The 19,382-nt window shown below is 70.5% G+C and carries 14 protein-coding genes; 9 read left to right on the top strand and 5 right to left on the bottom strand.

The genetic code is table 11. The annotated features are described in order from the left end of the window. The first annotated feature begins 86 nt into the window (after positions 1-86). The 3 genes from MJ607_RS07890 to MJ607_RS07880 are packed head-to-tail and all read left to right on the top strand — an operon-like array spanning position 87 to position 1,821. Positions 87-788 carry a lytic transglycosylase domain-containing protein gene (locus MJ607_RS07890; protein WP_279234511.1) on the top strand — a complete coding sequence of 234 codons (702 nt, stop codon included), beginning with the start codon at positions 87-89 and terminating at the stop codon, positions 786-788. Between the two features lie 4 nt (positions 789-792). Next, positions 793-1,077, top strand: coding sequence for a hypothetical protein (locus tag MJ607_RS07885; RefSeq protein ID WP_243075012.1), 285 nt, complete (start codon positions 793-795; stop codon positions 1,075-1,077). A 21-nt stretch (positions 1,078-1,098) separates the two neighbouring features. Next, a complete protein-coding gene (locus tag MJ607_RS07880; RefSeq protein WP_243075011.1) occupies positions 1,099-1,821 on the top strand; it encodes an alpha/beta hydrolase in 723 nt (240 codons plus the stop codon). Here the strand turns inward: MJ607_RS07880 and MJ607_RS07875 are convergent, their stop codons facing one another. Beyond that, positions 1,822-2,871, bottom strand: a complete 1,050-nt coding sequence (locus MJ607_RS07875; protein ID WP_243075010.1) for an AI-2E family transporter — start codon at positions 2,869-2,871, stop codon at positions 1,822-1,824. A gap of 165 nt (positions 2,872-3,036) precedes the next feature. Between MJ607_RS07875 and MJ607_RS07870 the strand changes: the two genes are divergently transcribed. Both MJ607_RS07870 and MJ607_RS07865 read left to right on the top strand, forming a co-directional pair. Then, positions 3,037-4,896 carry a glycosyl transferase gene (locus MJ607_RS07870; RefSeq protein ID WP_243075009.1) on the top strand — a complete coding sequence of 620 codons (1,860 nt, stop codon included), beginning with the start codon at positions 3,037-3,039 and terminating at the stop codon, positions 4,894-4,896. Beyond that, positions 4,893-5,843 carry a tetratricopeptide repeat protein gene (locus tag MJ607_RS07865; RefSeq protein WP_243075008.1) on the top strand — a complete coding sequence of 317 codons (951 nt, stop codon included), beginning with the start codon at positions 4,893-4,895 and terminating at the stop codon, positions 5,841-5,843. Before MJ607_RS07870 ends, MJ607_RS07865 begins: the two co-directional genes overlap by 4 nt. A gap of 57 nt (positions 5,844-5,900) precedes the next feature. Here the strand turns inward: MJ607_RS07865 and glgB are convergent, their stop codons facing one another. From glgB to glgX, 3 genes are all read right to left on the bottom strand, one after another. Then, positions 5,901-8,081 carry a 1,4-alpha-glucan branching protein GlgB gene (gene glgB / locus MJ607_RS07860; protein ID WP_243075007.1) on the bottom strand — a complete coding sequence of 727 codons (2,181 nt, stop codon included), beginning with the start codon at positions 8,079-8,081 and terminating at the stop codon, positions 5,901-5,903. Further along, a complete protein-coding gene (locus MJ607_RS07855; RefSeq protein ID WP_374238038.1) occupies positions 8,078-10,162 on the bottom strand; it encodes an alpha-1,4-glucan--maltose-1-phosphate maltosyltransferase in 2,085 nt (694 codons plus the stop codon). The genes glgB and MJ607_RS07855 overlap by 4 nt, the downstream gene beginning before the upstream one ends. Positions 10,163-10,227: 65 nt before the next feature. Further along, entirely contained in the window at positions 10,228-12,312 is a 2,085-nt protein-coding gene (gene glgX / locus MJ607_RS07850; protein ID WP_243075006.1) for a glycogen debranching protein GlgX, read from the bottom strand. Between the two features lie 59 nt (positions 12,313-12,371). On the opposite strand from glgX, the gene MJ607_RS07845 reads away from it, so the two are divergent. The 4 genes from MJ607_RS07845 (at position 12,372) to MJ607_RS07830 (ending at position 17,600) form a co-directional block, all read left to right on the top strand. Continuing rightward, positions 12,372-13,562, top strand: coding sequence for a cysteine desulfurase family protein (locus MJ607_RS07845; protein ID WP_243075005.1), 1,191 nt, complete (start codon positions 12,372-12,374; stop codon positions 13,560-13,562). Positions 13,563-13,571: 9 nt separating this feature from the next. Then, positions 13,572-14,669 (top strand): tRNA 2-thiouridine(34) synthase MnmA, encoded by a 1,098-nt coding sequence (gene mnmA, locus MJ607_RS07840; protein WP_243075004.1) that lies wholly within the window; start codon positions 13,572-13,574, stop codon positions 14,667-14,669. A 29-nt stretch (positions 14,670-14,698) separates the two neighbouring features. Then, positions 14,699-17,032, top strand: coding sequence for an NAD-dependent DNA ligase LigA (gene ligA, locus MJ607_RS07835; protein WP_243075003.1), 2,334 nt, complete (start codon positions 14,699-14,701; stop codon positions 17,030-17,032). Positions 17,033-17,105: 73 nt separating this feature from the next. Further along, complete coding sequence (locus MJ607_RS07830; RefSeq protein ID WP_243075002.1) at positions 17,106-17,600, top strand: DUF4262 domain-containing protein; 495 nt, start codon at positions 17,106-17,108, stop codon at positions 17,598-17,600. A gap of 25 nt (positions 17,601-17,625) precedes the next feature. Here MJ607_RS07830 and MJ607_RS07825 read toward each other — a convergent pair whose 3' ends face one another. Next, positions 17,626-19,332, bottom strand: a complete 1,707-nt coding sequence (locus MJ607_RS07825) for a long-chain-fatty-acid--CoA ligase (RefSeq protein ID WP_243075001.1) — start codon at positions 19,330-19,332, stop codon at positions 17,626-17,628. Positions 19,333-19,382 lie beyond the last annotated feature (50 nt).

The raw sequence follows: 19,382 nt of genomic DNA, 5'->3' as shown, positions 1-19,382 counted from the left end.
CCCGGATGGCACGCCCTCGGGAGGGTGGCTAGACTCGGGGGACTGTGACTTCCGGCAACGACATGATTCCCGTGGCGTCCCGACGGATGCGTCGTCACCAGCCAGCTCCACCTCCCGCCCCTCGCGTCGCTCCCACGGGTGCCCGCGCGAGTGCCGGGGAGGTGCGCTGGTCGCGTCGGCGCAGTGTGGTCGGGGTCTTCGCCGCGCTCGCCGTCGTCGGCTTCGCGGCGGCATATGTCGGCCCGATGGGCTCCGCCCTCACGCAGGCCAAGGCCGATGAGGCAGTTCCCGTCACGCTGTATGCGACGGGCCTCGGCGACATCCAGTCCCTCGAGCTCGCGGCGGCAGACGAGGCCGCCGAGCCCGCCGCGCTCGACCGCGGCGGCTACTCGGTCTACGTGACGCCCAAGCCCACCCCGACTCCCACGCCCGTCAAGTCGACCTCCGGCGGCTCCGGCTGGACGCCGCCCTTCGTGACGCCCGATCCGGGCTCGGCGCAGGCCATCGCGTACGACATGGTCCGCGCACGGGGATGGGGCGACGACCAGTTCTCCTGCCTCGTCGCGCTGTGGAACAAGGAATCGGGATGGCGGGTCAACGCGTACAACCGCTCCAGCGGCGCGTACGGCATCCCGCAGGCCCTGCCCGGAAGCAAGATGGGCTCGGCCGGCGCCGACTGGGAGACGAGCGCCTCGACCCAGATCTCGTGGGGCCTCGGCTACATCGGCGGCCGCTACGGCACCCCCTGCGGCGCGTGGGGGCACTCGCAGAGCACCGGCTGGTACTGAGCCGATGCCGCGGTCGAACCGACGGCGGCCCGAGTCCGGCGACAGCGACTCGTTCGACCGCATGCTGGCGGGCTGGAAGCGCATCGAGACGCGGCGCGGCACCGAATGGACGGTGCAGCCGGTCGGCGCGGCGCAAGCCCAGAAGTCCTACATCTGCCCCGGGTGCGGTCGATCGATCACGCCCGGCACGGCCCACCTCGTGGCCTGGCGCGCCGACGGCGTGCTCGGTGAGCAGGCCGACCTCGCCGCTCGTCGGCATTGGCATACGCACTGCTGGAAGATCGCCTGATGCGGGCGAGAAGGAGCTGACGTGGAGATCCGTGGACCGCTCGTCCTCCCCGGTCGCCGGGAGGACATCGAGCTCGAGACGCTCGACGGACTGACGCTCGTCGGCGAGCTCGCCCTGCCGCTCGAAGCCGAGCCCGCGGCGACGCTCGTGACGCTGCATCCACTGCCCACAGCGGGCGGATTCATGGACTCGCACATCCTGCGCAAGGCCGCCGCGCGCCTCCCCGCGCTCGCCGACCTCGCCGTGCTGCGCTTCAACACGCGGGGGACCACGTCGCCGCGCGGGACGAGCGAGGGCGCCTTCGACGGGGGCCGTGCCGAGGCGTTCGACCTCGCCGCCGCGATGGACTTCGTACGCGAGCGCGGGCTGCCGCGTCCGTGGCTGCTCGGATGGTCGTTCGGCACCGAGATCGCCATCAAGTTCGGCCGCGATCACTCGGTCGAGGGCATCATCCTGCTCTCCCCGCCGCTGCACCGTGCGACGCCCGAAGAGGTCGCGGCCTGGGCGGGGGATCCCCGTCGGGTCATCGCGCTCGTTCCGGAATTCGACGACTACCTGCGGCCCGAAGAGGCGGCGGAGCGCTTCTCACACATACCGCACGCCGTGCTGATCTCCGTCGAGGGCGGCAAGCACCTGTGGGTCGGCGAGTCGCAGACGCGCCGGGTCCTGACCGAGATCGTCGCGGCGGTCAACCCCGACGCGCTGCCGCTCCCCGACGAGTGGCACGGACTGACGCGCGCCTAGTCACCTCTCGTTCTGGCGCGGGATCACGACCTGGCGGTAGATGATCAGGATGCTGGCCGCGACCGGGATCGCGATGAGAGCACCGAGCAGTCCGAGCAGGGAGCCGCCGGCGAGCGCCGCGATGACGACGACGGCGCCGGGAACCGAGACGGCGCGGTTCATGATGCGCGGCGAGATGACGTACGCCTCGAGCTGCATGTAGATCGCGTAGTAGATCGCCGCGACGATCGCGGTCTGCGGCGAGCCGAGGCCGGGGATGAGGCAGGTCAGGACAATGATCGCCGACCCGATGAGCGTGCCGACGAGGGGGATGAGCGAGAAGAAGAAGGCGATGACGGCGAGCACGGCGGGGAACGGAGCGCCGATGATCGACAGGAAGATCGCGCTCAGGACTCCGTTGGTCACGCCGAGGCTGACCTGCCCGATGACGTAGTACCCGACCGAGTCGGTGATCTGCTCGCTCAGGTCGATGAAGCGCGGACGCTTCGAAGCGGGCACGAGCTGGTAGACGGAACGCTTGAGAGCGGGGGTCGTCGCGGTGAAGTAGATCGTCAGGATGAGGACGATGAACGCCCCCGTGAGACCCGAGAAGAACGCGATTCCTGCGCCGATGACGCCGCCGGTGATGGTTCCGACATTCTCGATGGCCCACTGCTGAGCCTGCTCGAAGACCGCCTCCAGGTCGAGGTTGGGGAAGATCGAGTTGATCCACTCCCGGACGTCGTCCCAGATCGTCGGTCTGTTCAGCAGCTTCGTCACCTCGGCGACGAGCTGACCGACCTGGTCGATGATGATCGGCAGCACCATGACGACGATGCCCGCGAACGCGAGCAGCACCGTGAGGATCGTGATGAGGACGGCGAGCCAGCGGGGGAGCCGGCGGCGCTCGAGCCACGCGACGATCGGATCGAGGCCGAGCGACAGGAACAGCGCCGTGCCGACGTAGAGCAGGATCGTCGAGAGGGTCTGGATGCTCGTGATGAGCAGGAGTCCCAGACCGACGCCGAGGGTCGCGACGAAGGCGACGCGGAACGGATTGTGCAGCTTCACTGGTCCTCCTCGGCGGATGTCGTGCTCCGTCAGGATACGAGCAGAGTGGCGTTCAGCCCTCGCAAACACCCCTCCCGGGCCCCTTTCAGGTCACTTTCGCTAGTCTGAAACGTCGAGTCATCGGTCTGCGCGCCTCATCGCGGACCCGAGGAAGGTGTTCATCTCGTGCGTTTCGTGTGGGCCGTCGCGGCATTCGTGCTCGCGGCCGTGATGATCGGGGCGGGAATCGCCCAGCGTACGGTCTTCCAGGGACCGACTGCGCAGACAGCAGACATCTCCGTCGAAGAGGAGGCGCCGTACACCCTCATCGACGGTGCCGTGCTCAATTCGATGCCGGGCACGCAGACGATCCGCGCCGCCGCCGACGGCACCGTCTTCGCGGCCTACGGGCGCACGGCGGACCTCGAGGCATGGCTCTCGGACGCGACCTACAACGAGGTCTCGATCGACGACGCGGGCGACATCGAGGCGACGCTCGTCGAGCCCGCGGAGGAGTCGGAGCCGACGGATGCTGCGGCCGACCCCGCTGCGACGCCCGCCACTCCCGACCCCGCCGCGACGGCGGAGACGACCGAGCCTGCGCAGGCGACGGGTCGCAATCCCGCAGGCTCCGACCTGTGGCTCGACGAGTACCAGCAGGACGATCTGCTGATCGTCCGCGAAGAGCTTCCCGCGACGATGAGCCTCCTCGTCGCGACCGACGGAACCGCCGCGGCACCGGCCGACGTGACGATCTCGTGGCGGCTGACGTCCTCGACCCCGTGGGCGGGCCCGCTGTTCGTCATCGGAGGCCTCCTCATGGCCGCGGGCATCGTGCTCTACATCCTCGGCATCCGTCACGTCCGCCGCTCGCGCGGACCGCGCCGCAAGGGACTGCCGCTGCCCGTGACCGAACCGATCGACCTCGCCGTCGACGGCGCCGACAAGGGCGTCATCAGCTCGGTGACCCCTACCCGCCGCGGCCTGTCCGGCGGGCGCAAGTCGTTCATCGCGATCCCCGCCGTGGCCGTCTCGGCGCTCCTGTTCACGGGCTGCTCGGCCGACGCGTGGCCCGACCTGAACGGAACTCCGACCCCGACCCCGACCGAGACGATCATCGCGCAGGACGGCCAGCAGCAGCCCGCCGTCACCGAGGCGCAGGCGACGCGGATCATCGCACGCATCGCGTCGACGGTCGCCGAGGCGGACACCAACCTCGATGCCGCTCTCGCGGCGACCCGCCTCGACGGCACGGCACTCGCCGAGCGCCAGACGAACTACACGCTGCGTGCAGCTCTGCCCGAGCACAAGGCCCCGGCCGCGATCCCCACGAGCCCTGTCTTCCCGCTCCTGCCGCAGGCCTTCGACGGCTGGCCCCGCACGGTCCTCGCTGTCGTCGCCGACGAGGAGAACAAGACGGCGAACATCATGACGCTGACGCAGCAGGATCAGTGGTCGGACTACAAGCTCTCGTATCTCGCGAACCTCGAGCCGGAGACGACGATGCCCGACCTCGCTCCGTCGTACATCGGGGCGCCGGCCGTGCAGCCGGATTCTCCCTTCCTCGTGATGCGCCCCGACGCGCTCGCTGCCGCGTACGCCGACATCCTGAACAAGGGCGAGGAGAGCGAGTTCTACGACTCGTTCGAGGCCAACGGCGACGACTTCCGCACCCTCGTGGCGGCCAACCGCGATCAGCGGCTCGCCGACTTCAATTCGACCGGCGCCCAGACAGCCAGCCTCGTCTTCGATTCCGCGCCGGGCGCCTCGGCGCCCGTTGCGCTCGCTACGCTGGAGAGCGGCGCGATCATCGCCGTGAGCCTCACCGAGACCGACACCGCCACCCCCACGGACGCTGCAGCCGTCATCAAGCTGCCGAACAATCCGACCGTGAAGGCGCTGACGGGTGCCGACCAGTCGGCGACGGGATTCACGACGACGTTCAGCGATCAGCTGTTCTTCTACGTTCCGAGCCAGGGCTCGACCGAGAAGATCCGACTGCTCGGCTACGCCTCCGACATCCTCGACGCGAAAGTCATCAAGTGACCGATCCAGCACCCGGCGCCGTCCTCCGCGGCGCGGTGGACCTCTCCAGCCTTCGCAATCGACCCAGCACGCCGGCCGGCGCCGCTCCCGAGACGTCGGCACCGCCCGTGGGCGAGATCACCTCGCTCGTCATGGACATCACCGACGAGACCTTCGGCGAGGCGCTCGAGCTCTCGCGCACCGTCCCGGTCGTCGTCGACCTGTGGGCCGAGTGGTGCGGGCCGTGCAAGCAGCTCAGCCCGATCCTCGAGAAGGTCGTCGCCGAGCTCGACGGCCGGCTCGTGCTCGTGAAGGTCGACGTCGACGCCAACCCGCAGCTGTCGCAGGCCTTCCGCGCGCAGTCCATCCCCATGGTCGTCGCGCTCGTCGGCGGCCAGCCGGTGCCGCTGTTCACGGGCGCCGTGCCCGAGCAGCAGGTGCGTGAGGTGTTCGCGCAGCTGCTGCAGGTCGCCGCTCAGAACGGCGTGACCGGCCGTCTCGCGGTCAATCCCGCCGAGGGTGCGGGCGACACCGAGGCGCCCGCCGAGCCGCCGCTGCCCCCGCTGCACGCCGAGGCGTACGACGCGATCGAGGCGGGCGACTACCCGCGCGCGATCGCCGCTTACGAGCAGGCGCTCATCGAGAATCCCCGCGACGCCGACGCGCGCGCCGGGCTCGGCCAGGTGCGACTCCTCGATCGGATCCAGGATGCCGACCTCCAGGCCGCGCGCGCAGCCGCTGCGGCAGCCCCGACGGGCATTCAGGAGCAGTCCCTCGTCGCGGACCTCGACCTCGCCGGCGGACACGTCGAGGACGCGTTCGGACGCCTCCTCGAGCTGTTCGCCGTCCTGCCCGCGGATGAGCGCGCCCCGGTGCGCGAGCGGCTGCTCGAGCTGTTCGAGGTCGTCGGCGACGCGGATCCGCGGGTGCTCCGCGCCCGCAGATCCCTCGCCTCGCTGCTCTTCTGACGCGAGCCGTCTCGACGCCGCCCAGCGGCGTCGAGACGGATCATCGATCTTCTGCGTTCAGCCTCGGCTGGGCGACGGGATGTGCGCCTCGGGGTCGTGCCGCAGCCACAGCACGCCGAGCGGCGGCAGCACCATGCGCGCCCGCTTGGCATCGTTCGCGTGGACGACGCCGAGGTTGCCGACGCCGGACCCGCCGTAGTCCTGCGCGTCCGAGTTGAGCGCTTCGTACCAGACGCCCGACTCGGGCAGATCGAGCTCGTAGTCGTAGACGGGCGTTCCCGAGAAGTTCGCGACGACGACGATCGTGTTGCCGTGCCAGTCGCGCCGCGAGAAGGCGACGACGTTCGGATTCCACATGGGCGCTCCCAGGCGCGCGAACGCGGCGCCGTCCGAGTCGCGGGCCCACAGCGCGGAGTGGTCTCGGTACGTGCGGTTCAGCACACCCACGAACGACTGGAGCTGCGCGTGCGACGGCTGGTCCAGCATCCACCAATCCAGACCGCGGCTCTCGGACCACTCGGACATCTGCCCGAACTCCTGGCCCATGAACAGCAGCTGCTTGCCGGGGTGGCCCCACATGTACGCGAGGAACGCGCGCATGTTGGCGAGCTTCTGCCAGTGGTCTCCCGGCATCCGTCCGAACAGGCTGCCCTTGCCGTGCACGACCTCGTCGTGGCTGATCGGCAGGGTGTAGTTCTCGCTGAAGGCGTACACGAACGAGAACGAGAGCTCGCCCTCGTGATGCGAGCGGTACATCGGATCGCGCTTGATGTACTGGAGCGAGTCGTTCATCCAGCCCATGTTCCACTTGAAGCCGAAGCCGAGGCCCGCGCCGCTCGTCGGCGCCGTGACTCCCGGGAAGCTCGTGGACTCCTCGGCGATCATCGCGATGCCGGGGTACCGCTTGTAGGCCGTCGCGTTGACCTCCTGGAGGAATGAGATCGCCTCGAGGTTCTCGCGGCCGCCGTGGATGTTCGGGGTCCAGTCGCCCTCTTCTCGGGAGTAGTCGAGGTAGATCATCGAGGCGACCGCGTCGACCCGGAGTCCGTCGACGTGAAATTCCTCGAACCAGTAGAGGGCGTTGGCGACGAGGAAGTTGCGCACCTCTCGGCGGCCGTAGTCGAAGATGTACGTGCCCCAGTCGCGGTGCTCGCCGCGCCGCGGATCGGGATGCTCGTACAGGGCCTCGCCGTCGAACCGCGCGAGGGCGAACGCGTCCTTGGGGAAGTGGCCGGGGACCCAGTCCATGATGACGCCGATGTCCGCCTGGTGGAGGCGGTCGATGAGGTACCGCAGGTCGTCGGGATGCCCGAACCTGCTCGTCGGCGCGAAATAGCCCGTGACCTGGTAGCCCCACGAGCCCCCGAACGGGTGCTCGGCGAGCGGCATGAACTCGACGTGCGTGAAGGCCTGCGCCGAGACGTAGTCGATGAGCTCGTCGGCGGCGTCGCGGTACGAGAGTCCGGGCCGCCACGAGCCGAAGTGCAGCTCGTAGACCGACATGGGGCTCGAGACGGGCTGCGTGCGCGCGCGGCGCGCCATCCAGTCGCCGTCGTGCCACGTGTACTGCGACTGGACGACGACCGACGCGGTGGCGGGCGGCACCTCGGCGAACCGTGCGAGCGGGTCCGCCTTCGTGACCCAGTCACCGTGGCGCGTGAGCAGCTCGAACTTGTAGTTGCTTCCAGGACCCATGGCGGGCACGAAGAGCTCCCACACGCCGCTCGAGCCCATCGACCGCATGGAGTGGCCTCGGCCGTCCCAGCCGTTGAAGTCGCCGACGACGCGCACGGCGCGGGCGTTGGGCGCCCACACCGAGAACGACGTGCCCCACGAGCCGTCGCTGTCGCGCACGTGGGCTCCCAGCACGTTCCACAGCTGCTCGTGGCGGCCCTCGCGGATGAGGTGCAGGTCGAGCTCGCCGAGGACCGGCGGGTGCCGGTAGGGGTCGTCCGCGACATAGTCGGGACCGTCCTGATAGCTCGTGACGAGGTGATAGCGGCCGGCGTCGCCGGCGCGCACGCCCTCCCAGATGCCGCTGCGCACGTGCTCGAGCGGCACCTCCGTGCCGTCGGCGAAGACGGCGGTCACGCTCTGCGCGAGGGGGCGCCGCGCGCGCACGGTCCACTCCGGGTCGCCGTGCGAGTCGGTGCCCGCATGGATGCCGAGCACGGCGTGCGGGTCGTGGTACGCGCCGCCTGCGACGGTGTCGAGCAGCTGGTCGTCGAGCTGTGTCATCGGGACCCCTTCACGTGGAGGATGTGGACGGGCTCCTGGAACGCGTCGAGTCGGACGAAGTTGTGATCGGACCAGGTCCACTGCGCGCCCGTCACGAGGTCCTCGACCTCGAACGGGTCGCCGGGCTCGACGCCCCACACGCGGGTGTCGAGGTGCACCATCGTCTGGCGCACGGAGTGCGGGTCGACGTTCGCGACGACGATGAGCGTGTCGCTCACGCCGGTCGGCGACATGGAGGCATCGAGATGCTTGGAGTACACGAGGATCGCGTCGTCGTCGCTCCAGTGCACGCGGAAGTTGCGCAGCTGCCGGAGGGCGGGATGCGCGCGGCGGATCTCGTTGAGCCGTCGCAGGTAGGGCGCGAGCGAGTCGCCGCGCTCTTCCGCACCCGCCCAGTCCCGCACCTTGTACTCGAACTTCTCGTTGTCGATGTTCTCTTCCGACCCCGGCCGTGCGACGTTCTCGTACAGCTCGTAGCCGGCGTACACGCCGTAGAGCGGCCCCGCCGTCGCGGCGATCGCCGCCCGGATCTTGTAGCCCGGGCGTCCGCCGAACTGGAGGAACTCCGTCAGGATGTCGGGCGTGTTGACGAAGAGGTTCGGCCGCATGAAGTCGGCAGTCTCGGACGATACGGCGCCCAGGAACTCCTCGAGCTGCTCCTTCGTGTTGCGCCACGTGAAGTACGAGTAGCTCTGCTGGAAGCCCGCCATCGCGAGACCCTGCATCGGAGCGGGCCGGGTGAATGCCTCGGCGAGGAACAGGACGTCGGGGTCTTCCGCGTTCACGCTCGCGATGAGCCACTCCCAGAACTGCAGGGGCTTGGTGTGCGGATTGTCGACGCGGAAGATCTTCACGCCCTGCGCGATCCAGTGGCGGACGACCCGCAGCACCTCGGCCTTGATGCCCTCGGGATCCAGGTCGAAGTTGACCGGGTAGATGTCCTGGTACTTCTTCGGCGGGTTCTCGGCGTACGCGATCGAGCCGTCGGGCAGGGTCGTGAACCACTCGGGATGCTCCGCGACCCACGGGTGATCGGGCGCGGCCTGCAGCGCGAGGTCGAGCGCGACCTCGATCCCCTCCGCCTTCGCGGCGCGCACGAACGCGCGGAAGTCGGCGAGCGTGCCGAGGTCGGGGTGCACTGTGTCGTGGCCGCCCTCGGCGGCGCCGATCGCCCACGGCGAACCGGGGTCGCCGGGCTGCGCGTCGAGCGTGTTGTTGCGTCCCTTGCGGTTGAGGCGTCCGATCGGGTGGATGGGCGGGAGGTAGAGCACCTCGAAGCCCATCGCCGCGACGGCCGGGAGGCGCTTGGCCGCGGTGCGGAAGGTTCCGCTCTTGATCGTGCCGTCCTTGAGCCGGCGGGCCCCCTCGGACCGGGGGAAGAACTCGTACCAGGCTCCGACACCTGCGCGCTCGCGCTCCACGAGCAGCTCGTGCGTCTCGCCGATCGTCACGAGCGACGCGAGCGGGCGATCGGCGAAGAACTCCGCGATCGCGGGGTCCCGGACGATGTCGAGAGCCGCGGCATCCGGGACATCGCCGTCGCGCAGGCGCGCCGCGGCGTTCTCGAGCACCCGGCGCTGCGCGACGGGCCGCGACTTCTCACGGACGGCGGCGTCGAAGAGCCGCGCGCCGATCTCGCGCATGAGCGCTGCGTCGACACCCGCCGCGATCTTGAGGTCGGCCGCGTGCTCCCACGTCGCGAAGTCGTCGGCGAAGCCCTCGAAGCGGAACCGCCACACGCCCTGCTCGATCGGCGCGATGAGCGTCGCCCAGCGGTCGAAGCCGTCGTTGAGGGGGGAGAGCCGGTGCAGCGATTCGTCGCCAGACGGCGAGAACAGCCGCACGTGCACGCCGATGCGATCGTGCCCTTCGCGGAACGCCGTTGCGCGGAACGGCACCGCCTCGCCCGAGAACGCCTTGGGGCGGAAGTGCCCGCCCGGTGTCGTGGGGGACGGCAGAGCGAGCGGGATGCGGCCCGTCTCGGTGTCGCAATCGGGCTGCCAGGGCGCGGCGGGCCTCAGTGGAAGAGCGGAAGAGCTCCGCCAGGGACGGGACTGCGGAGCGCGCTTGGACGTGACCACGTTTTGAACCTACCGTGCGGCTGAGCACGGCGACAGGCGACGGCGCCGAGAGGACGTCCGGCGTATCATTCCGCCCGGAACAGATGCATGGATGTGCCGACGAGCGGCACGACGTCACCGGGGGCGAAGACGCGCTCGTCGTGGGCGGGCGTCTCGTCGGCGCTCGACCACAGCGAGACGAAGCGCCGTACGCCGTCGATCTCGGGAAGGGTCACCTCGACGGGTCGCTCGTTTCCGTGCACCATGAGCAGTACGCGGTTGGAGGCCTCGAGCTCGGGCGTCGAAGTCGCGACGTACTGCATCGTGCGGTGGCTCGGGTTGCTCCATCGCTCGCTCGACATCGTCTCGCCGTGCTCGTCGTACCAGTCCATGACCGACGCCGACGGCGTGTGCTCGTCGAGCCGCGCGAAGCGACTCGGCCGGAGCGCGGGGTTCTCGGCGCGCAGCGCGATGAGCCGGCGGACGTGGGCGAAGAGATCCTGCTGCCACGGCGCGTGCTCCCACGACAGCCACGTGAGCGGCGAGTCGTGGCAGTAGGAGTTGTTGTTGCCGCGCTGCGTGCGCCCGTACTCGTCGCCCGCCGTGATCATGGGCACGCCCGCCGACAGCAGGAGCGTCCCGAGAAGGTTGCGCACGGCCTTGCGGCGGGTCGCGAGGATGAAGGCGTCCTCGGTCGGACCCTCGGCGCCGTGGTTGAAGGAGCGGTTCGTGTCGGCGCCGTCGCGGTTGTGCTCGCCGTTGCCGAGATTGTGCTTGACGTCGTAGGACACGAGGTCGCGCAGGGTGAATCCGTCGTGGGCGGTCACGAAGTTGATGCCGCCGAGCGGCCCGCGCTCGGCGCTGAAGGTGTTCGACGAGCCCGCCAGGCGCGTCGCGAACCCGCCGATCCCGACGGGCGCCGTCGACGCACGTCGGGCGTAGTCGACGTCGCTGAGCCAGAAGTTGCGCACCCGGTCGCGGTACCGGTCGTTCCACTCGTGCCAGCCGTCGCCGAAGTTGCCCGTCTGCCAGCCGCCCATCCCGACATCCCACGGCTCGGCGATCTTCTTGACGTCCGCGAGGAGCGGGTCCTCGGCGATCGCGCGCAGGAGCGGGTGGTCGGGGGTGAACGAGTGCGCGGCATCCCGTCCGAGCGTCGGCGCGAGGTCGAAACGGAACCCGTCGATCTGCACGTCGTTCGCCCAGTACCTCAGCGAGTCGAGCACGAGTCGGGCGGCGGCATCCGTCGACGTGTCGAGCGAATTGCCGCAGCCCGTCACGTCGATGTACGCGCCGTCGGCGTGCTGGCGGTAGTACGAGCGGTTGTCGATGCCGCGCAGGCTCGATCGCGGACCGCCGATCTCGCCCTCGGCGGTGTGGTTGTAGACGACGTCGAGGACGACCTCGAGGCCCGCCTCGTGGAGCAGGCGCACCATGCCCTTGAACTCGCGCAGGATCGCGGACGGGCCCTCGAGGCGGCTCGCCTGGGTCGCGTACGGCGCGTGCGGGGCGAAGAAGCCCAGTGTGTTGTAGCCCCAGTAGTTCGAGAGGCCGTGCTGCAGGAGGCGCGGCTCGCTCTCGAACATGTGCACCGGCAGCAGCTCGATCGTCGTGATGCCGAGCGTGTGGAAATGGTCGATCATCGCGGGGTGCGCGAGGCCTGCGTACGTGCCGTGGAGGGCGGGCGGGACGAGCGGGTGCCGCTTCGAAAGCCCCTTCACATGACCCTCGTAGATGACCGTGCGGTCGAGCGAGACGGCGGGCTTGGCGACGCCGCCCCAGTCGAACGACTCGTCGACGACGGCCGAACGCCAGTCGCGCACGCCGCCGGCCACGATCCCCTTCGCATATGGGTCGAGCAGGAGCGTCCGCGGGTTGAACATGACGCCGGTCGTGTGCGGGCCTCCGACGCGGACCGCGTAGCGGGCGCCGACGCGCAGGCTCGGCGTCGTGATCTCCCACACCCCGCCGCCGATCGGCGCGAGCGGGAGCTCCTCGGTGATCCAGTCGAGGTCGGTCCGGTCGAACACCACCAGCTCGACGGAGTCGGCGTTCGCCGACCACAGGCGCAGCCTCCCGCCGTCGGCGGTGAGCGTGACGCCGAGACCGTCGAGATGCGGACTGAGGAGGCCGGGCGAAGCGGCCGTTGCGAGAGAGCCCGTGGGGGACATGCGATCTACAGTAATGAGCGCGGCAGTCGCCGGGGTCACCGAGGAACGAGGGAGTCTGCATGAGCGCGTATCTCGATCACGCGGCGACGACCTCCTTGCGGCCCGAGGCACGGGATTCCTGGATCCGTGCGACCGAGTTCCTCGGCAACGCGTCATCGATCCACAGCGACGGTCAGACGGCGCGTCGACTCCTCGAGGATTCCCGCGAAAGGCTCGCCCGAGCGCTGGACTGCGACCCCATCGAGGTCGTGCTCACGTCGGGCGGCACCGAGTCGGTCAACCTCGCCCTCAAGGGACTGTGGTGGTCGCGGCGCGAGGGCGCAGACGGAGTCGTCCTGCCCGACGGCGAGCACCACGCGACGCTCGATGCGGCCGCCTGGCTCGTTGCGCACGAAGGCGCGCCGGTGCGCGCCGTGCCGCTCGATGCGGACGGCGCGATCCCGCTCGACGCGTTCGCGGCGGCGCTCGACGGTGCGGCGCTCGCGACGGGTCTCGTCGCCAACAACGAGGTCGGCACGCTCAACGACGCGACGGGACTCGCACGCGCGGCCGCAGACGCCGGCGTGCCCCTGCACCTCGACGCCGTGTCGGCGTTCGGCCACGTGCCGGTGACTTTCGCGAGGTGGAGAGCGGATGCCCCCGGGCCCGCGGGACTCGTGGCCCTGAGCGTCTCGGCGCACAAGGTCGGCGGCCCCGTCGGCGTCGGCGCTCTCGTCGTCTCGCGACACGCCGCGATCGCCCCGCTCCTGCACGGCGGCGGCCAGCAGCGCGGCCTCCGCGCCGGCACGCAGGACGTCGCGGGGGCCGCGGCATTCGCGACGGCCGCCGAGCTCGCGATCGCCGAGCAGGACGCCGAGGCCGCCCGGCTCGCGCGGCTGCGCGACAGGCTTGTGCGCGGCATCCTTCAGACCGTCCCGGGCTCCGAGCTCCTCGGCAGCGCGACAGGCCGCCTGCCGGGAAACGCGCACGTGCTCTTCCCCGGAGCGAGCGGCGAGACGCTCCTGTTCCTGCTCGATCAGGCGGGCGTCTCGGCGTCGACGGGGTCGGCGTGTCAGGCGGGCGTCCCCGAGCCCTCGCACGTCGTGCTCGCGATGGGCAGGACGGATGCCGAGGCCCGCCAGGTGCTGCGGTTCACGCTCGGCCGCACGTCGAGCGACGCCGACGTCGACGCGGCGCTCGCCGCGCTGCCCGCCGCCGTCGCGCGGGCCAGGGCTGCGGCATCCGGGACCCGTACAGCGACCCGCTCGTAGACTGGAGCGATGCGGATACTGGCGGCCATGAGCGGCGGAGTCGACTCCGCCGTCGCCGCGGCACGCGCGGTCGAGGCGGGGCACGACGTCGTCGGCGTGCACCTCGCGCTCTCGCGCGCAGGAGGGACGCTGCGGACGGGCAGCCGTGGCTGCTGCACGATCGAGGATGCGATGGACGCGCGTCGCGCGGCGGACCGTCTCGGCATCCCGTTCTACGTCTGGGATTTCTCGGAGCGCTTCCGCGACGACGTCATCGACGACTTCATCGCCGAGTACCAGGCGGGACGCACGCCCAACCCCTGCATGCGCTGCAACGAGAAGATCAAGTTCGCGGCGCTGCTCGAGCGTGCGATCGAGCTCGGCTTCGACGCCGTGTGCACGGGGCACTACGCGACGCTCGTCGACGGCCCCGAGGGGCGAGAGCTGCACCGCGCGTCCGACAATGCGAAGGACCAGTCGTACGTCCTCGGCGTGCTGACGGCCGAGCAGCTCGCACACACGTATTTCCCGCTGGGCGCGACGCCCTCGAAGGCTCTCGTGCGCGCCGAGGCGGAGGCGCGCGGCCTCACTGTCGCGCACAAGCCCGACAGCCACGACATCTGCTTCATCCCGGACGGCGACACGCGCGGCTGGCTCGCCGACAAGGTCGGCACCGCGACAGGCGACGTCGTCGACCGCTCGGGCGCCGTGGTCGGATCGCACGAGGGCGCGCACGCCTTCACGGTCGGCCAGCGCCGCGGGCTCTCGCTCGGCGTACCTGCACCGGACGGCAAGCCGCGCTTCGTGCTCGAGATCCGCCCCGTGTCGAACACCGTCGTCGTGGGACCCAAGGAAGCGCTCGCCACGGCCGAGATCGCGGGCGAGCGGTACACGTGGTCGGGGCGCGCGCCGCAGGCCCCGGAGTTCGCGTGCCACGTGCAGATCCGTGCGCACGCCGACCCCGTGCCCGCCCGCGCGCGGCTCGCGGACGGCCTCCTCACGGTGCGTCCCGAGGCGCCGTTCGACGGCGTCGCGCCGGGGCAGACTGCCGTCCTCTACGACGGCACGCGCGTCGTCGGCCAGTTCACGATCGACCGCACCGTCTCGGCCGTCCCCGCCCCCGTGTGAGCGTCGGAGGCCGTCTCTAGACTGGCGGAGTGACGGATGCCCCACTCCCCGTCGACGCAGGCCTCGAGGCCTCGCGCGACGAAGCGCAGCAGCTGACCGAGCGGATCCTCGGGGCCCGCGACGCCTACTACGGTCGCGACGCCGAGATCGTCGACGACGCGACCTACGACGCGTGGATGCACAGGCTCGAAGCGCTCGAGCGCCTGTACCCCGAGCTGCAGGGCCAGGATTCGCCGACGCAGACCATCGGGGCAGCCGAGAACTCGATGTTCGCGCCCATCGAGCACGCCGAGCGCATGCTGAGCCTCGACAACGTCTTCAGCGCCGACGAGCTCGCCGAGTGGTGCGCAAAGGCGCAGGCGTCCGCGGGTCGCGCCGTCCGCTGGCTCACCGAGCTCAAGATCGACGGACTCGCGATCAGCCTGCGCTACGAGCGCGGCGTCCTCACGTCGGCCGCGACGCGCGGAGACGGACGCGTCGGCGAGGATGTCACGCTCAACGCCGTCCGCGTCGAGGGCATACCGCAGCGACTCGCGGGCTCGGGGCATCCCGCCATCGTCGAAGTGCGCGGCGAGGTCTTCATCCCGGTCGCCGCTTTCGAGAGCCTCAACGCCCTGCAGGCCGCGATGCGCGACCGCGCCGTCGAGGACTCCCGCACCCGCGGGCGCGCGTTCGACGAGGAGCGTGCGCGCATCAGCGCCGAGCGGCGCTTCCCCTCGTTCGCCAACCCCCGCAACGCCGCATCGGGCGGCCTGCGCCAGCAGATCGACAAGAAGGACGGGCTCGAGCGTGAGGCGGGGCAGGCGCGGCTCGATTCCCTGCGCCTGTTCGTGCACGGCATCGGCGCATGGCCCGACCCGCCCGTCGCCTCCCAGAGCGAGGTCTACGCGCAGCTCGCCGAGTGGGGCCTTCCCACGAGCCCTTACTTCCGCACATCGGACGACATCGAGGGAGTCCTCGACTTCGTCGAGCACTACGGCGCTCATCGGCACGCCGTCGAGCACGAGATCGACGGCGTCGTGGTCAAGGTCGACGAGCTCGCCCTGCACGACGAGCTGGGCGCGACGAGCCGCGCTCCGCGCTGGGCGATCGCCTACAAGTACCCGCCCGAGCAGGTCAACACGAGGCTGCTCGACATCGTCGTGTCGGTCGGCCGCACGGGCCGCGCGACACCGTTCGCCGTCATGGCTCCCGCGCGCGTCGCGGGCTCGGTCGTGCGGCAGGCGACACTGCACAACCAGGATGTCGTCCGCTCGAAGGGCGTCCTGATCGGCGACACCGTCGTGCTCCGCAAGGCGGGCGACGTCATCCCCGAGATCCTCGGCCCCGTCGTCGAGCTGCGCGACGGCACCGAGCGCGAGTTCGTCATGCCCGCGGACTGTCCCGAGTGCGGCTCGCCCCTCGCACCCGCGAAGGAGGGCGACATCGACCTGCGCTGCCCCAACACGCGCGCCTGCCCCGCGCAGGTGCGCGGCAGGGTCGAGCACATCGGATCGCGCGGCGCCCTCGACATCGAGGCGCTCGGCGAGGTCACCGCCGCGGCGCTCACGCAGCCGTCGGTCCCCGATCGGCCTCCGCTCGAGACCGAGGCGGGGCTGTTCGAGCTCACGATCGAGCAGCTCGTGCCGATCGAGGTCGTCGTCCGCGACCCCGAGACGGGCGAGCCGCGCGTCGACGAGAAGACCGGCGAGATCGTCCGCCGCGCACCCTTCCGGCGCAGCGCGAGCGCCGCCGAGAAGAAGGCGGGGCAGACCGGTCCGCAGCCGTCGGTCCAGGCCGTGACGCTGCTCGACCAGCTCGAGCGGGCCAAGACCAAAGAACTGTGGCGCTTCCTCGTCGCGCTCAACATCCGCCACGTCGGACCCGTCGCGGCACGAGCGCTCGCACAGTGGTTCGGCTCCGTCGCGGCCATCCGCGCGGCGTCGCGCGACGAACTCGCCGCGGTGGAAGGCGTCGGTGGCATCATCGCGGATTCGCTCATCGACTGGTTCGACGTCGACTGGCACGACGAGATCGTCGAGCGCTGGCAGTCCGCGGGGGCGCAGCTCGCGACACCGGGCCACCCCGGTCCGGGTGCCGCCGTCGCCGCGGGCGGGGTGCTCGAGGGGCTCACGATCGTCGCCACGGGCTCGCTCGAGGGATACACCCGCGAGGGCGCGCAGGAGGCGATCATCCAGGCCGGCGGCAAGGCGGCCTCGAGCGTCTCGAAGAAGACAGACTTCGTCGCCGCGGGCCCCGGCGCGGGGTCCAAGCTTGCCAAGGCCGAAGAACTCGGCGTCCGCATCCTCGACGCGGCGCAGTTCCGCATCCTCGTCGAGCAGGGCCCGGCGGCTCTCGACGGGGTGGCTCCCGAGGCCGACTGAGGGTCTCGTTCCCGCCGGCGGTGATGTCGTAGGTATGTTCTAATGTCAGAGTCCTTCGAGGAAAGGACTCCGCATGACCTTGACGCCCGACCCCACCCTGGTCGCCTGGCTCGACCAGGAAGACAAGCGCACGGCCCAGACGATCCGCGAGCACGGGACGACCATCGAGTACGTGTTCGGCGACCCGGGGAGCCGACTGACGCCGTTCGCCTACACGATCGGTCTGTTCGGGATGGCGCATCCCGAGCTGCTCGTGTTCGGACTCGATCCCCGCACGACGACCTTGCTGCTGAACGACCTGCGCGACCGCATCCGCGAGGGACAGGACTTCGCTCCGGGTGACGTCGCCGGCTTCGCGGGCTGGGGTCACCGGGTCACGTTCGAGGCGGTGCCGAATCCGGGCGAGATCGTGTTCGCCGCGAATCGGTTCTATCAGCGCCCGGACGAGGTCTCCGTGGAGGTGCTCCAGGTCACCTATGACGACCGGCAGGGGCGGTTCCCGTGGCAGGACGGCTACGAGACGGCGGCGTGGATCCAACCGCGCCCCGGCGCCTTCCGCGCGGATTGACGCGCGAGCGGCGACTGGCGTGGTGCTAGGCGCCGCCGCTGTTGAGCTTCAGCAGCGAGTCGCGCACCTGGCGCCGCAGCACCTTGCCGATGAGCGACTTCGGCAGCTCGTCGACGACGAAGATGCGCTTGGGCACCTTGTAGGGGGTCAGGATGCCCCGTGCGAACTCGCGGAGGGCCTCGACGTCGACCTCGCTGCCGGGTGCACAGACGACGGCCGCCACGACCTCCTCGCCGGACCGATCGTTGGGCAGTCCCACGACGGCGGCGTCGTCGACGTCGGGGTGCTGACGCAGCGCGTTCTCCACCTCGGTCGGGGCGACGTTGAAGCCGCCCGTGATGATGAGCTCCTTGATGCGATCGACGATGCGCACGAAGCCCGTCTCGTCGATCGTGACGATGTCGCCCGTGCGGAACCAGCCGTCGACGAACACGGCTTCGGTCTCCTCCGGCTTGCCGTAGTAGCCCTGGAAGACCTGCGGGCCGCGCACGATGAGCTCGCCGCGACCGCCGGGTGCGACATCCGTCGTCGGATCGTCGGGATCGACCACACGGCACTCGGTGCTCGGGAGAGGCAGGCCGACGGTGCCCGGGACGCGGTGCTCGGCGACGGGGTTGGCCATGAGGACGGGAGAGCACTCCGAGAGGCCGTACCCCTCGACGAGATACCCGCCGCTCGCGGCCTCGAACGGGACGACGAGCTCGTGGGGGAGCGCCATCGCGCCCGAGATCGCGACCTCGGTGCCCGTGAGGGGGATGCCCTTCTCGCGCGCGGCCTTGAGCAGGCGGTCGGCGATCGGCGGCACGAGGGGCAGGAAGGTCGCGGGATGCTTCTTGGTGACGGCGAGCACCATGTCGGGATCGAACCGCGGGAACAGCACGAGGCGGGCGCCCATCGACATCGCGAAGGTGAGGCACAGGGTGAGCCCGTAGGCATGGAACATCGGGAGGACGGCGTACACGACGCAGCCGTCGCCGCGCACGATCGACGGCACCCACGCCCGAGCCTGCGCCGCGTTCGCGAGCAGATTGCGGTGGGTGAGCGAGGCGCCCTTGGGCGTGCCGGTCGTACCGCTCGTGTACTGGATGATGGCGAGGTCGTCCGTCGCCGGCTTCGGGTGCGTCGCGGGGAGGCGCTCCGAGCGCAGCAGTTCGGTCCACGTCGTCGTGCCCGACACGCGGGCGTGCAGCGCGTCACGGGACTCGCGCGCCTTCGCGATGGGAAGGCGCAGGGCGAGCCGCGTGACGAAAGGCATCGCCTTCGTGATGTCGACCGAGACGAGCCCGGGAACGCGCAGGTCCTCGGGGAAGTCCTGCACCGTCGCGACGACCTTGCTCCACACGATCGCGTGCTTCGCGCCGTGGTCCTCGAACTGCTTGCGCAGCTCGCGCGGCGTGTAGAGGGGGTTGTGCTCGACGACGACGGCGCCGAGCCGGAGGATCGCGTAGAACGCGACGATGTGCTGCGGGCAGTTGGGCAGCACGATCGCGACGGGGTCGCCCGCCTTCACGCCGAGGGCCTTCAGTCCCGCGGCGGCGCGCTCGATCTCCTCCTGGAGACGCAGGTACGTCGTCTCCCTGTTGAAGAACTGCAGGGCGACGGCATCCGGGTAGTCGCGCACGGATGCCTCGACGATGTCCAGAAGAGAGCCCTCGACGGGCGGCAGCTCGGCGGGGACGCCCTCGGCGTAGCTGGCGATCCATGGGCGAGGGGGATCATAGGTCGTCGTCACGGCCCTCAGACTACGCCCGGCCGGGGCGGCGCAATACGGCCGATTAGACT

It is taken from the genome of Microbacterium sp. SS28 (genome assembly GCF_022761035.1).
Lineage (GTDB): Bacteria > Actinomycetota > Actinomycetes > Actinomycetales > Microbacteriaceae > Microbacterium.
This window is presented reverse-complemented; position numbering and strand designations above follow the sequence as displayed.

Excerpts from the sequence above, each read along its gene's own strand:
- MJ607_RS07890 (WP_279234511.1), top strand. The coding sequence starts at position 87 with ATGCGTCGTCACCAGCCAGCTCCACCTCCCGCCCCTCGCGTCGCTCCC.
- MJ607_RS07830 (WP_243075002.1), top strand. The coding sequence starts at position 17,106 with ATGACCTTGACGCCCGACCCCACCCTGGTCGCCTGGCTCGACCAGGAA.
- glgB (WP_243075007.1), bottom strand. The coding sequence starts at position 8,081 with ATGACACAGCTCGACGACCAGCTGCTCGACACCGTCGCAGGCGGCGCG.
- mnmA (WP_243075004.1), top strand. The coding sequence starts at position 13,572 with ATGCGGATACTGGCGGCCATGAGCGGCGGAGTCGACTCCGCCGTCGCC.
- MJ607_RS07845 (WP_243075005.1), top strand. The coding sequence starts at position 12,372 with ATGAGCGCGTATCTCGATCACGCGGCGACGACCTCCTTGCGGCCCGAG.
- MJ607_RS07885 (WP_243075012.1), top strand. The coding sequence starts at position 793 with ATGCCGCGGTCGAACCGACGGCGGCCCGAGTCCGGCGACAGCGACTCG.
- glgX (WP_243075006.1), bottom strand. The coding sequence starts at position 12,312 with ATGTCCCCCACGGGCTCTCTCGCAACGGCCGCTTCGCCCGGCCTCCTC.